This is a genomic window from Streptomyces sp. NPDC107528 (assembly GCF_055639295.1).
In genome coordinates, this window is record NZ_JBVKAV010000003.1 from 529,237 (window position 1) to 542,646 (window position 13,410).

The following is a 13,410-nucleotide window of genomic DNA, read 5'->3' on the forward strand; positions in this document are numbered from 1 at the left end:
TCTCTCCTCTTGTTGCGGTACCGGGGGTGCGGGGGCCTGCCGCCGTGTGCTGGTTCAGCATCACGCCGCCTCCTCTACGTCGAAGAGGTGGCTGGGGCGGGGCCGGCCCAGGGCGCTCAGCGCGGCGCCGGCCGCACTCACGCCACTGCGGACCGCACTCTCCATGGTCGCGGGCCACCCTGTGGCGGTCCACGCTCCGGCCAGATACAGACCGGGTGCCTTGGTACGAGCGCCGGGCCGCAGCCGCCCGACGCCGGGGGTGGGAGCGAACGTCGCCGTGCGCTCCCTGGTCACGAAGAAGTCCTTCACCCGCGCGCCCCGCGTCCTGGGCAACAGCCGCTCCAGCTCCGGCAGATACCGCTCGCGCAGTGCGGCGACGGGTGCGTCGATCTCGTGCTGCGCGGCCGACTGGGACAGGGCGAGGTACTGGCCGCCGCGCAGCCCGGAGGCAGCGGTGCGGTCGAACACCCATTGCACCGGGGTGCCGAGCGCCGCGAAGAACGGCCGGGTCAGCACCTGGCGGTCGTAGACGACATGCACGTTCAGGATCGGCGCGGTGCCGATCTCCAGCAGCCTTTCGGGGGCGTCGAGGGCGCCCTCGGGCAGCAGGTCGTGAGCCTCACGCTGGGCGACGGCGAGCACGACGGTGTCCGCCCGCAGCGTCTCGCCGGGAACCTGGACGCTCCAACGTCCGTTCTCGTCAGGGGAGATGGAGGTGACTCGTGTACGGACCTCAGTACGAACGCCCGCGGAGTCGAGCGCCTTGCGGGCCAGCCGGTCATGCAGGTCGCCCAGCGGGACATGTGCCCATCCGATGTCGGCCGCGCCCGGGTCGGACAGCAGACCGGTCTTGAACACCATCGCGGCGAGCCCCAGCGAGGCGTCGCCCGCGACCGCGTTCAGGGTGGCGACCCCGACCAGGTCCCACAGGGCCTCGACGGCACGCGCCGACTGACCGTGCGCGGCCAGCCAGCTGCCGAAGTCCTGGGTGTCCAGGGCCGGATCGGCGAGGTCGAGCCCCTGGAGCGCGAGCGCGGCACGCCCGACCTTGGCGCGATCGGCGAGCGACAGATGCGGATACGTCGCCAGGCTCCGGCCCAGGTGCAGGGGTACGGGCAGCGCGTCGCGCCGTAGCCTGCCCAGGCGCCGCCCCTCGGGCCGTTCGACGTCGATCACGGGCACGTCGAGCCGGTCCTGCAGCGGTGCCAGCGCCGCGCCCTCGATCCGGTCGAGGAACCAGCGGTAGGCGGTGCAGCAGCGCAGATAGACGTGCTGGCCGTTGTCGACGACCAGGTCGCCGCGCTGGAAGGAGAAGGCCAGGCCACCGAGCCTCGGCCTGCCCTCGATCAGGGTGACGCGCACTCCGGCGTCGGCGAGGGCGAGCGCGGCGGTGATACCGGCGAGCCCGCCGCCGACCACGACGGCGTCCTTCCCGGAGCCTGACGGGATGTCGGCGAGCGACGCTTGTGGCGGCGTGCCGTCGGTCATCGTGCACCCTCCCCTGCCCGACCGCCGTGCAGGTGCTTGAACGCTGCACGGCCGGTCGTCTCAGTCAGGGACGCGGCCCGGCAGCGGAGGGTTGCCCGCCACTTTTCACCGGTGGCATCACCTTGGACCGGAATGTCCATCAGACACGCCTCCTGACGGCACGGCTGACGGTTCGGCGGGTCGCATGCCGGGCGTCCAGACCGGACAGGCCACGCACCGCGACGTAGGCCTTCTCGCGCCCGGGCAGGGAGACCCGGCCGCGCAGCACGGCCTCCGGGTCGCGCTCGATGCGGTCGAGCAGGCGCAGGTAGATGCCGGCCATCGCGGCGACGCAGGCGCCGCTGCGCCGGTCCAGCATGGGGAGCAGCCGGTAGCCCTCGGCGAAAAGGGCGCGGGCCCGACGCACTTCGAAGTGCACGAGGCCCGCGAAGTCGGAGCCCTCCGGTGGGGTCGGCCCGCTGAAGCCGGCCGAGCAGCCGAATTTCGCGAGGTCGTCGGAGGGCAGATAGGTGCGCCCGCCTTCGGCGTCCTCGCGGACGTCCCGCAGGATGTTGGTGAGCTGGAGGGCCAGCCCGAGCGTGTCGGCGTACTCAGGGGCGCGCTCGGCGCCGCGCGCGCCGGATCCGGTGCCGAACACGCCGAGCGAGAGCCGTCCGATGGCGCCGGCCACGCAGCGGCAGTAGACCTTGAGGTCGTCCCAGGTCTCGTAGGTCTCGCCGCGTACGTCCATCAGGACGCCGTCGATGAGCTCGTCCAGGCCGCCGAGCGGGATCGGGAAGGCGCCGGCGGCGTGGGCGAGGGCGACGGCCACGGGGTCCGTGTCGTCCTCGGCGACCGCTCCGTCGCGGATCCGGGTCAGCAGCTTCCGGGTGTCCTCGAGCCTGGCGATCTTGACGTCGCCGCTCAGGGCGCCGTCGCCGATGTCGTCGACGCGGCGCGAGAACGCGTACAGCGCCGACATCGCGCGGCGCTTGGGCGTGGGCAGCAGCCTGATGCCGTAGGCGAAGTTCCGGGCCTGTTGACCCGTGACGGCCTCGCAGTAGCTGTAGGCGGCGAGTACCGGTGCGGACGCGTGTGGTGCAGACTCCACGGTCCGGATCACCCCTCTCCTCGCAGAGTCACGCCCGCCTCGCGCAGCAGCTGGAGCTTGCTGGCCTTGGGCGGGCCGGGAAGTACGTCGTATTCGGCGGCGGCGATCGCCCGGACCGCCGCCCTTCCCCCGGCCACGAAACCCGCCAGCAGCAGCTTGAGCCTGCCGTGGACGCTACCCACCAGGGGGGTGCCTTCATTCAGGAGGTTCAGGGCACGTTCGGCTTCGTATGCAACCAGTGCGCGCACCGATGCGCCTGCTGTTTTTGCCGCCAGGTCGGTTTCCTGAACGTGAAAACGCTTCATGTCCTGCGCGGGGAGATAAATCCGGTCACGGCCGAGGTCCTCGGCGACGTCCTGGAGGTGCTCGACGATCTGCAGGGCGGTGCACACCGCGTCGGAACGGCGGATCCGCTCGGGCGTCTCAGTGCCGGTGACGGCGAGGACGAGCCGGCCGACGGGGTTGGCGGACAGTTCGCAGTAGGCAAGGAGATCGTCGTAGGTCTCGTACCGCCCGACGAGCTGGTCCTGGCGGTTGGCGGCGATCAGCCCCAGGAAGGGCTCGGGGGTCAGTGAGCAGCGGCGGACGGTGTACTGCAGACGGCGCAGCAGGGGGTGGCCGGGCGTGCCGTCGAAGACCCGGCGCAGGTCGGTCTCGAAGGCGTCGAGGAGCGCGAGGCGGTCCTCGGCCTCCTCGGGCGACACGCCGAGCAGACGGGCGTCGGCACCACCGGGAGCGAGATCGCCGTCGCCGATGTCGTCCACGAGGCGGGCGAAGCCGTAGACGGCCATGAGGTCGGTCCGCCAGGCCCTGGGCAGGAAGAACGGCGCCACGGGGAAGTTCTCCGCGGCGGCCTTGTCGAGTGTGTCGCGCTCCGGGTCACCTGGGCGCGCGGATTTTCCCGTCACCGTGGACTGCCCGGCGTGGGGACGGCACATGCTGCGTGGAGCTGGGGAGTTTCCGTAGCCATTGCCGTCACATCTCCCGTTCTACACCGCAGACCCAATGCACACTATTTCGGACACGCCGCCCGACTGTCCGCGCCGCAGCCCGGAGAGAGGGGTGTCGTGCCTTATCGCCCTACTTGCCGCGTTTCGGTACCGGTACAGCTTACGTTGTACAACGGTGCGGGGCCCGTGGGGGTGTCCTGCACATCACAACAACACACCGATTGGCGTCAAGCTTCCCAGGACCAGGCGAAGTTGACGTTTCCTTTGCAGACGCGGGGCCCCGCCGGGGCAGTTCCGGCGGGGCCCGGGGAAGCGTGCTGGGCCGCTCGGCCCATGTCCGGGTGGACTACTTGCCCGTGAACTTCTCGTACTCCTTGAGGACCTCGTCCGTAGGTCCGTCCATCCGCAGCTCGCCACGTTCCAGCCACAGGACGCGGTTGCAGGTGTCGCGGATCGACTTGTTGTTGTGACTGACGAGAAACACGGTGCCGGCTTCCTTGCGCAGCTCACGGATGCGTTCCTCGGAGCGCTTCTGGAACTTGCGGTCGCCGGTTGCCAGCGCCTCGTCGATCATGAGGACGTCGTGGTCCTTGGCGGCGGCAATGGAGAAGCGCAGCCGGGCCGCCATGCCGGAGGAGTAGGTGCGCATCGGCAGGGTGATGAAGTCACCCTTCTCGTTGATGCCCGAGAAGTCGACGATCTCCTGGTAGCGCTCCTTGATCTGCTCGCGCGTCATGCCCATGGCGAGCCCGCCCAATATGACGTTGCGCTCGCCGGTGAGGTCGTTCATCAGCGCCGCGTTCACGCCCAGCAGCGAGGGCTGGCCGTCTGTGTAGACCTTGCCCTTCTCGGGCGGGAGCAGGCCCGCGATGGCGCGCAGCAGGGTGGACTTGCCGGAACCGTTGGAGCCGATCAGGCCGATGGCCTCGCCGCGATAGGCGACGAAGGAGACGCCGCGGACCGCGTGCACCTTGCGCACGCCCCGCGCCGCGTCGTCGGAGCCCCTCTTGAGGATGCGGCTGAGCGCGGCGGTGGCGCTGCCCTTGCCGGTCTTGGCGCCGTTGACGCGGTAGACGATGTGCAGCTCGTCCGCGATGACGGTGGGGATGTGGGAATCCGTCCTCTGCTCAGCCACGGCCGTACCTCTCCTCCGCCTTCCAGAAGTACACGAAGCCGCCGACGGCCACCAGCACGGACCAGCCGAGTGCGACCGCCCAGACGTGGTCGGGCAGGTTCGAGGAGCCGTAGCCGTCGATCAGCGCGAAGCGCATCAGGTCCATGTAGACGGCGGCCGGGTTCCACTGCAGGACGGTCGCGATCCACTCCGGCTTGCTCTTGAGCATGATCGGGATGGAGAACATCACGCCGGACGCGTACATCCACGTACGCATCACGAACGGCATGAGCTGCGCCAGGTCCGGCGTCTTGGAGCCGGCCCGGGCCATGATCATCGCGAGGCCGGTGTTGAAGAGGAACTGCAGGACGAGCACCGGCACGATCAGCAGCCAGGACATCGCCGGGTAGCTGCCGAAGGCCAGGGCCACGGCGAACAGCACGATCATCGAGAACAGCAGCTGCTGGAGCTGCTGGAGCGCGAACGAAATCGGCAGTGAGGCGCGTGGGAAGTGCAGGGCGCGGACCAGGCCGAGGTTGCCGGAGATCGCGCGTACACCCGCCATCACCGAGCTCTGGGTGAAGGTGAAGACGAAGACGCCCGTGACCAGGAACGGGATGTACACCTCGCGGGACATGCCGCGGTCGGCCTCGAGGATCAGGCCGAAGATGAAGAAGTACACGGCCGCGTTCAGCAGCGGGGTGGCCACCTGCCAGAGCTGGCCGAGCTTCGCCTGGCTGTACTGGGCGGTCAGCTTCGCCCGCGAGAACGCGAGGATGAAGTGACGCCGGTCCCAGAGCTGGCGGACGTACTCCAACAGCGTGGGGCGGGCGCCGCTCACGGACAGCCCGTACTTGGCGGCCAGCTCGGCCGCCGTGAGTCCCTCGTCGGGCGACGGAGGCGCGCTCACCGCGACTGAGCCGTCGTGCGTTGTCTCACTCACCAGTTGAAACTTTCGTCTTCGAGATGCGCAGCCTGTGCGGGCATGGCATGAACCTGGGGCCGGGGTACGGTCCGGTGGCTGCTCTCAGGGTCGAGCTTGTCAGATGACGGGAGGTCGGCCCAGTCGGGTCAGCCGCCACACCGTACGCCACTTCATGGGCCTGCGGGGACCGCACGAAGTGGTCCAGCCTTCCCGGAATCCGCCGAACCATGCCCGCAGGGCGGGGCGGGAGGGGCGACGGGCGAGGGTCAGCAGCATCCAGACGCCCAGATAGACCGGGACAAGGGGGGCGGGGAGGTTGCGGCGGGCGAGCCAGACGCGGTTGCGGGCGACCATGCGGTGGTAGACCGCGTGCCGCGAGGGCGCGGTCGTCGGGTGGTACAGCACCATGTCGGACCGGTAGTCGATCATCCAGCCCGCGTCGAGGGCCCGCCATGCCAGGTCGGTTTCCTCGTGGGCGTAGAAAAATTCGTCCGGCAGCCCGCCGACTTCGGCGAAGACCTGGGTACGGACGGCGTTGGCGCCGCCGAGGAACGTGGTGACCCGCGAGGAGCGCATCGGGTCGGAGGCGCGCAGCCGGGGGACGTGGCGGCGCTGGGTGACGCCGTTGTCCGGGTCGGCGATGCGGAAGCTGATGATGCCGAGCTGCGGGTCGGCGGCGAAGGCCTCGCGGCAGAGCTCGGCGGTGTCGTGGTGGGCGAGCAGGCCGTCGTCGTCGAGGAACAGCAATATGTCGACATCACGACCGCCGGGGCCGAAGGCCTCGATGCCGACGTTGCGGCCGCCGGGGATGCCGAGGTTCTCGGGCAGCTCGATCGTCCGGACGCCCTCGGGGACGTCAGGGACCGGGGAGCCGTTGCCGACGACGACGACCTCGACCCGGTCGCCGTCCTGCTTGGCGACCGAGTCGAGCAGGGCGCGCAGTTCGTCGGGGCGGTTGCCCATCGTGATGATCACCGCGCCGACCTTCATCGGCGCGCTCACTTCAGCCTGCTCGACGCGAGGATGGACACGAGGTGCAGCACGGTCTGCAGCAGCGCGATGCCGGCCAGCACCGCGACGCCGAGCCGGGAGAAGAACAGGTCGCCGCGGATCTGGTCGACGATCGCCAGGACCAGGATCAGCAGGGACGCCTCGATGCCGAGGATCAGGCGGTGGAACTTGAGGGCACCGGCGGCCTTGCGTGCCAGCGCCATGCCGGAGGAGCGCATCTCGGACGCGGCCTCCTGGACCGGCGGCTTGCCGGTCTGGTGCCGGGCGACGCCGACGAGGTCCGTCTCGGCCTTGATCAGGATGGCGCCGAGGGCGGCCAGGGTGCCGAGGAAGGCCCACAGCCAGTCGATGCGGCCGCTGCCCCACAGGTCGGCCGCGCGCAGGCCGAAGCCGACGAGCACCGCCGCGTCGGTGAGGTAGGCGCCGACGCGGTCGAGGTAGACGCCACCCAGGGAGTACTGCTTCTTCCAGCGCGCGATCTCGCCGTCGACGCAGTCCAGCAGCAGGTAGAGCTGGACCATGACCACGCCGAGCACGGCCCCCGGGATCCCCGGCACGAGAAGTGCCGGGGCCGCGAGGACGCCGCATACGGTCATCAGGTATGTGAGCTGGTTGGGCGTGACCCTGGTGTTCACCAGGTAGCGGTCGACCCGCAGGGACACCTCGCGCATGTAGAGGCGTCCCATCCAGTGCTCACCGCTGCGCCTGTCCTTCACCCCCGCGGGGTGAACGACGGGGCGGAGTTCAGCTACCGATGGCCTTGACATAGTCGGCGTAGATGTCCTTGATCTGGTCGGTTGTCAGGTCGAGGTGTTCGAGGATCGTGTAGCGGCCGGGCCTGGTCTGCGGAGCGAACTCCACGGCGCGGACGAACTCGTCGTCCGTGAAGCCGATCTCCTCCGGCAGTACCGGCAGCCCGTGCCGACGCAGCACCTCGGCCATGTAGGCCGACTCCTCGTGAGCTCCGCGCAGGTACATCGCGAAGGCCGCGCCCAGTCCGCACTGCTCGCCGTGGGCGGCGGCGCGCTTCGGGTACAGCAGGTCGAAGGCGTGGTTGATCTCGTGGCACGCGCCGGAGGACGGGCGGGAGTCACCCGACACCGACATGGCGATACCGCTGAGCACCAGCGCCTCGGCCAGCACCTGGAGGAAGTCGGTGTCCCCGATGCCGCCGGGGTGCCGCAGCACCGCCTCGCCCGCCTGCCGGGCGATCGCCGCCGCGAGGCCGTCGATCTTCTCGCCCTTGACGCGGTTCGCCAGCTCCCAGTCCGCGATCGCGGAGATGTTGGAGACGGCGTCACCGATGCCGGCCCGCACGAAACGCACCGGGGCGTCACGGATGACGTCCAGGTCGATGACGACCGCGATCGGGTTCGGCACACCGTAGGAGCCGCGCCCGGCGTCGTTGTCGAGGGTGGCGACCGGCGAGCACAGACCGTCGTGCGCCAGGTTCGTCGGTACGGCGACCAGGGGCAGGCCGACGCGCGCCGCGGCGAACTTGGCACAGTCGATGATCTTGCCGCCGCCGAGCCCGACGACCGCGTCGTAGTGGCCGGCCCTTATGGCACCGGCCAGCTGGACCGCGTCGTCGAGGGTGCCGCCGCCGACCTCGTACCAGGTGGCGCCGGGCAGCGCGGGAGCGAGCCGCTCCTTGAGCCGGGCGCCGGAGCCGTTGCTGACCGCGATGGCCAGCTTGCCGGAGTGCGAGATGCGTTCGTCGGCGAGCACACAGGCCAGGTCGTCGAGGGCACCCGGGCGGATGTCCACGACCACCGGCGAGGGAATCAGCCGGGTCAGTACTGGCACGCGATCTCCCGTCCGCGGGCGAGATCGTCGTGGTTGTCGATCTCCACCCACTTGACGTCGCCGATCGGCGCCACGTCGATGCGGAAGCCGCGGTTCACGAGCTCCTGGTAGCCGTGCTCGTAGAACTGCTGCGGGTCCGTCTCCCACACCGCCTTGAGGGCGTCGGCCAGCTCGGGGGCGGCGTCGCCCTCGATGAGGGTCACGCCGATGTACTCACCGGTCGCCTCGGCGGGGTCCATCAACTTGGTGATCTTCGTCATGCCCTTCGCGGGGTCGACGACGACCTTCATCTCCTCGTCCGCCAGGCTCTTCACCGTGTCCAGTGCGAGGATGATCTTCTTGCCGTCGCCACGGGCGGCGAGCAGCGTCTTCTCGACGGAGACCGGGTGCACGGTGTCGCCGTTGGCGAGGATCACGCCGTCCTTGAGGGCGTCACGACCGCACCACAGGGAGTAGGCGTTGTTCCACTCCTCGGCCTTGTCGTTGTCGATGAGGGTGAGCTTCAGGCCGTACTTCTGCTCAAGGGCTTCCTTGCGCGCGTACACGGCTTCCTTGCGGTAGCCGACGATGACCGCGACCTCGGTCAGACCGATCTCGGCGAAGTTGCCGAGAGTCAGGTCGAGAACCGTGGGTTCGCCCTCTATGCCCGCGGGCCCCACCGGCACCAGAGCCTTGGGAAGGCTGTCGGTGTAGGGGCGCAGACGCCGTCCGGCGCCGGCCGCCAGCACGAGGCCGATCATGCGGGTTCTCCTTCATCGTGAACGGCGGGTGCCCCGGAGGACACCCAGAAGCGGATGCTCTCGACGAGCACCACCAAGGCCACGGCCACGGCGAGCACCGTGAGCGCGACACTGAACTGCGAGGCGGAGAGCACCGTGGCGAGGACGGTGACGAGCAGCGTCCGTCCTTCGTGCCCCCCGATGGCGCGCACCAGCCAGGCCGGGGGCGCTCCGGCGTTGCCGCGGATGCGGTACACCGTGTCGTAGTGATGGTAGGCGACAGCGGCCACCAGACCGAAAGCCGCAGGAAGGGCTCCGTTTACCTCGGCTTTGGCTGCGAGCAGCAGAACGACGCCGTACTCGGCGGCCCGGAAGAAGGGCGGAACCAGCCAGTCGAGGGCGCCCTTGAGGGGGCGGGCGACGGCCAGGGCCGAGGTGACGGCGTAGACGACGGCGCCGACGACCGCCCATGGACCGCCGAAGCCGGGCTGCGCGGCCAGGCCGAGGAGGACGAGGCCGCCGAGGAGGGCCACGGCGGGGGCGGCGATGCCGGGCAGCCGGCTCGCGGCGTTCTTGAAGACCCCGGCGAGGCCCTGCGCGAGCGGCCCCGAGTCCGCGAGGTCGGCCAGCGCCTGCGCGGCCCGGTCGGTGCGGCGCGCCTTCCGGGTCAGCGACCGCAGCACCCGCCCCGCCGTGGTGTACGTCGCCGCGAAGGCACAGCCGACGAGCAGGACGTAGAAGGTGATCCGGGGCGTCGTGACGGCCGTGAGCACGGCGATCATCGCCCAGCGCTCGCCGATCGGCAGGACGATCATCCGGCGCACCCACACCGTCCAGCCGACGCTGTCGAGCTTGTCGGAGAGGGCTGCGGTGGGGCTGGTGTTCGCGGTGGCGTCGTGGTTCGCCTCGTTGAAGGAGAAGTCGACGACGTGCCGGCAGGTCTGCAGGATCATCGCGCCGAGGGCCAGGGCCCATACGTCGTCACCGCCGCGGGCGGCTCCCAGCGCGAGGCCGGCGTAGTAGGCGTACTCCTTGGCCCGGTCGAAGGTTGCGTCGAGCCAGGCGCCGAGCGTGGAGTACTGCAGGGAGTAGCGGGCGAGCTGGCCGTCGGTGCAGTCGAGGACGAAGGACGCGATCAGCAGGACGCCGGCCGCGACGAACCCGCCCCGGGTGCCGGTGGCCGCGCAGCCCGCCGCGATGAGCGCGGTGATGAGGGAGGCGGTGGTGACCTGGTTGGGGGTCAGGCCCCGGCGGGCGCACCAGCGGGCGATGTAGCGGGAGTACGGGCTGATGCAGAAGGTGGTGAAGAAGCCGTCGCGGGACTTCACGGCCGACTTCAGGCGTACGGCCTCGTCGTCGACGGCGGCGACGGCCTGCCGGGCCTCGTTGCGGGCCTGCGGGTCGGCCGGGACGGCGGCGACCAGGCTGCCGAGCTCGGGGCGGTGCACGTCGGTGCCGTCGTGGTCGAGGGCGGTGACGATGCGGTCGGCGAGGCTGTCGACGGCGACTGCCGTACCGCCGCCCGCGGAGTTCTCGCGAGCCATCGCCCGGGTCAGCGCCTGGCGTCCGGCCGACTGGGCCGTCACGGCGCCCGGGATCGCGGCGAGCGGGAAGCGGGGGTCGGTCAGGCCGAGGCGCAGCGCGTGCAGGTGGCCGACGAAGCGGGCGTCGACCACGGCGACCCGCTGCTCGCCGGGCACCTGGGCGAGCAGGGTCTCGGCGTCCGCGGTGTCGGCGGCGACCCGCACGTCGTAGCCGAGGGACCGCAGATCGCCCTCGAGCGACGATCCGGGCACCGGCTGACCGGTGAGGATGGCGGTCGACAAGCGAACTCACTCCCTGGATACCGGCATTCGCGCCGGTCATGTACATGGTGGCGGCGCCCCCGCAGGTGACGGCCGGGCGGCGTGTCGGCAGAGGCTATCGGATTAATAGAAGCCAACGTTCACCGGCCGTTTGGCGGAGCGATCAACGTGGTTTGCCCTGGGCTTTGCCGCGATCATCATCGGGGATCGCGGGGTCCGCCCACAAACTCGCGCCCGCAGACCGGGGCATCGGGGACATTGCATGCCCCGCCGCGTGCCCGTCATAGGGTGGGCGACCATGACATGGCTGATCACAGGCGGAGCCGGCTACATCGGAGCACACGTGGCGCGGGCCATGACCGACGCCGGGGAGCGGGTCCTCGTACTGGACGACCTCTCGGCCGGGTATCCCGCACGGCTCCCCGCGGACGTCCCGCTCGTCGAGGGCTCGTCGCTGGACGGTGACCTGCTGAAGCGGGTGTTCGCGGAGCATGCGGTAACCGGTGTGGTGCATCTCGCGGCACGCAAGCAGGTCGGCGAGTCCGTGGCGCAGCCGACCCGCTACTACAGGGAGAACGTGGGGGGCCTCGCCACGCTCCTGGAGGCGGTCGCCGAGGCGGGGATCAAGCGGTTCCTGTTCTCGTCGTCCGCGGCGGTGTACGGCAACCCGGACGTGGACCTCATCACGGAGGACACTCCGTGCGCTCCGGTGAACCCGTACGGCGAGACCAAGCTCACCGGGGAGTGGCTGGTGCGGGCGGCGGGCCGGGCGCACGGCATCTCGACGGTGTGCCTGCGCTACTTCAACGTCGCGGGCGCCGCGTCGCCCGAGCTGGCCGACACGGGTGTCTTCAACATCGTCCCCATGGTCTTCGACCGGCTCACCCGCGACGAGGCCCCGCGGATCTTCGGCGACGACTATCCGACGCCGGACGGCACCTGCGTCCGCGACTACATCCATGTCGCCGACCTCGCCGAGGCACACCTGGCGGCGGCCCGGCGGCTCACCGAAGCGGACGCGGGCGGCGATCTCACGGTCAACATCGGTCGCGGCGAGGGCGTCTCCGTGCGCGAGCTGATCACCGTGATCGGAGAAGTCACCGGCGACGCACGCCCCGCCGTCGTCGAGGCCCGGCGCCCCGGGGACGCCCCGCGCGCGGTCGCGTCGGCCGCGCTGGCCGCCGAGGAGCTCGGCTGGACGGCTCGGCGCGGGGTACCCGAGATGGTCGAGTCGGCGTGGCAGGGGTGGCTGCTGCACCACGGCGGCCGAACATCCGGATGATCATGCAGCGTCCTGACCTGCGGATCGTTTCCGCAGGTCAGGGCACATGACAACGGTGTTCAGTGCCGCGTTGCCGGATACCCCCCACCCGTAGTTCACTGTGATCCCGGACGGAATCCGATCGGACATTCCGATCCTCGACGGACCGCAGAAGGGCGGCTTTCTCATGGGGGCTGGGCACGATCACGGGCACGCGCATACGCACGCGCCGACGACCGGCACGGCGGCGGCCGCGTACCGCGGAAGACTGCGCGTCGCGCTGTCGATCACCCTCGGCGTCATGGTGGTCCAGATCGTCGGCGGTGTGGCCGCCGACTCGCTCGCCCTGATCGCGGACGCGGCCCACATGGCGACGGACGCGGTGGGTCTGGCCATGGCCCTGCTCGCCATCCACTTCGCGAACCGCCCGCCGAGCGAGAAGCGCACCTTCGGTCTCGCCCGCGCGGAGATCCTCGCGGCCCTGGCCAACTGTCTGCTCCTGCTGGGCGTCGGCGGCTATGTCCTGTACGAGGCGATCGAACGGTTCCTGACGCCGGCGGACACCAACGGCGGCCTGATGATCGTGTTCGGCGCGATCGGCCTGGTCGCGAACATGATCTCGCTCACGCTGCTGATGAAGGGCCAGAAGGAGAGCCTGAACGTGCGCGGCGCGTTCCTCGAGGTGGCCGCGGACGCGCTGGGCTCACTCGCGGTGCTGATCTCCGCGGCCGTGATCCTCACCACCGGCTGGCAGGCCGCGGACCCGATCGCCTCGCTCGTCATCGGCCTGATGATCGTGCCGCGCACCTTGAAGCTGCTGCGCGAGACCCTCGACGTCCTGCTGGAGTCGGCTCCCAAGGACGTCGACATGGCGGAGGTGCGGGCCCACATACTCGCCCTGGACGGCGTCGAGGACATCCACGATCTGCACGCCTGGACGATCACGTCCGGTATGCCGGTGCTGTCGGCGCACGTCGTGGTGCGTTCTGACGTACTGAACGCGATCGGCCACGAGAAGATGCTGCACGAGCTCCAGGGCTGCCTCGGCGACCACTTCGACGTGGAGCACTGCACCTTCCAGCTGGAGCCCATCGGGCACGCGGAGCACGAGGCCCGACTCTGTCACTGAAACAACCGTACGGTCCGATAAGACGTCAGTACGGACGGAATGCAGCGATCCGGTGGTAGGCCGCGTCCTGATGCTCACAGCGCCCCCGGCGGCGGTTCCGTGCCCGCCGCGC

The 13,410-nt window shown here is 70.2% G+C and carries 13 protein-coding genes; 2 read left to right on the plus strand and 11 right to left on the minus strand.

What is annotated here, in order from left to right:
* Positions 1-60: 60 nt before the first annotated feature.
* From hpnE to ACZ7L5_RS12290, 11 genes are all read right to left on the minus strand, one after another.
* Complete coding sequence (gene hpnE, locus ACZ7L5_RS12240; protein WP_471516533.1) at positions 61-1,488, minus strand: hydroxysqualene dehydroxylase HpnE; 1,428 nt, start codon at positions 1,486-1,488, stop codon at positions 61-63.
* The gene (locus tag ACZ7L5_RS12245) at positions 1,485-1,628 is read right to left on the minus strand and encodes a DUF6380 family protein (RefSeq protein ID WP_328877909.1); all 144 of its coding nucleotides are present in this window, start codon (positions 1,626-1,628) and stop codon (positions 1,485-1,487) included. The genes hpnE and ACZ7L5_RS12245 overlap by 4 nt, the downstream gene beginning before the upstream one ends.
* Complete coding sequence (hpnD, locus tag ACZ7L5_RS12250; RefSeq protein WP_471516534.1) at positions 1,628-2,590, minus strand: presqualene diphosphate synthase HpnD; 963 nt, start codon at positions 2,588-2,590, stop codon at positions 1,628-1,630. The genes ACZ7L5_RS12245 and hpnD overlap by 1 nt, the downstream gene beginning before the upstream one ends.
* Positions 2,587-3,516 carry a squalene synthase HpnC gene (hpnC, locus tag ACZ7L5_RS12255; protein ID WP_471516535.1) on the minus strand — a complete coding sequence of 310 codons (930 nt, stop codon included), beginning with the start codon at positions 3,514-3,516 and terminating at the stop codon, positions 2,587-2,589. The genes hpnD and hpnC overlap by 4 nt, the downstream gene beginning before the upstream one ends.
* 358 nt (positions 3,517-3,874) lie before the next feature.
* Positions 3,875-4,663, minus strand: a complete 789-nt coding sequence (locus tag ACZ7L5_RS12260) for an ABC transporter ATP-binding protein (RefSeq protein ID WP_471516536.1) — start codon at positions 4,661-4,663, stop codon at positions 3,875-3,877.
* The gene (locus ACZ7L5_RS12265) at positions 4,656-5,585 is read right to left on the minus strand and encodes an ABC transporter permease (protein WP_471516537.1); all 930 of its coding nucleotides are present in this window, start codon (positions 5,583-5,585) and stop codon (positions 4,656-4,658) included. Before ACZ7L5_RS12265 ends, ACZ7L5_RS12260 begins: the two co-directional genes overlap by 8 nt.
* 99 nt (positions 5,586-5,684) lie before the next feature.
* Complete coding sequence (locus tag ACZ7L5_RS12270; RefSeq protein WP_391396531.1) at positions 5,685-6,557, minus strand: glycosyltransferase family 2 protein; 873 nt, start codon at positions 6,555-6,557, stop codon at positions 5,685-5,687.
* A gap of 8 nt (positions 6,558-6,565) precedes the next feature.
* A complete protein-coding gene (locus ACZ7L5_RS12275) occupies positions 6,566-7,345 on the minus strand; it encodes a CDP-alcohol phosphatidyltransferase family protein (protein WP_328877915.1) in 780 nt (259 codons plus the stop codon).
* On the minus strand, positions 7,323-8,384 hold the full coding sequence (locus ACZ7L5_RS12280; protein WP_471516538.1) for an iron-containing alcohol dehydrogenase family protein: 1,062 nt from the start codon (positions 8,382-8,384) through the stop codon (positions 7,323-7,325). Before ACZ7L5_RS12280 ends, ACZ7L5_RS12275 begins: the two co-directional genes overlap by 23 nt.
* A complete protein-coding gene (locus tag ACZ7L5_RS12285) occupies positions 8,372-9,124 on the minus strand; it encodes a phosphocholine cytidylyltransferase family protein (protein ID WP_362381969.1) in 753 nt (250 codons plus the stop codon). The genes ACZ7L5_RS12280 and ACZ7L5_RS12285 overlap by 13 nt, the downstream gene beginning before the upstream one ends.
* Entirely contained in the window at positions 9,121-10,929 is a 1,809-nt protein-coding gene (locus ACZ7L5_RS12290) for a DUF5941 domain-containing protein (protein WP_471516539.1), read from the minus strand. Before ACZ7L5_RS12290 ends, ACZ7L5_RS12285 begins: the two co-directional genes overlap by 4 nt.
* 277 nt (positions 10,930-11,206) lie before the next feature.
* On the opposite strand from ACZ7L5_RS12290, the gene galE reads away from it, so the two are divergent.
* Both galE and ACZ7L5_RS12300 read left to right on the plus strand, forming a co-directional pair.
* Positions 11,207-12,190, plus strand: coding sequence for a UDP-glucose 4-epimerase GalE (gene galE, locus ACZ7L5_RS12295; protein WP_471516540.1), 984 nt, complete (start codon positions 11,207-11,209; stop codon positions 12,188-12,190).
* 166 nt (positions 12,191-12,356) lie between these two features.
* On the plus strand, positions 12,357-13,298 hold the full coding sequence (locus ACZ7L5_RS12300; RefSeq protein WP_328877920.1) for a cation diffusion facilitator family transporter: 942 nt from the start codon (positions 12,357-12,359) through the stop codon (positions 13,296-13,298).
* Positions 13,299-13,410 lie beyond the last annotated feature (112 nt).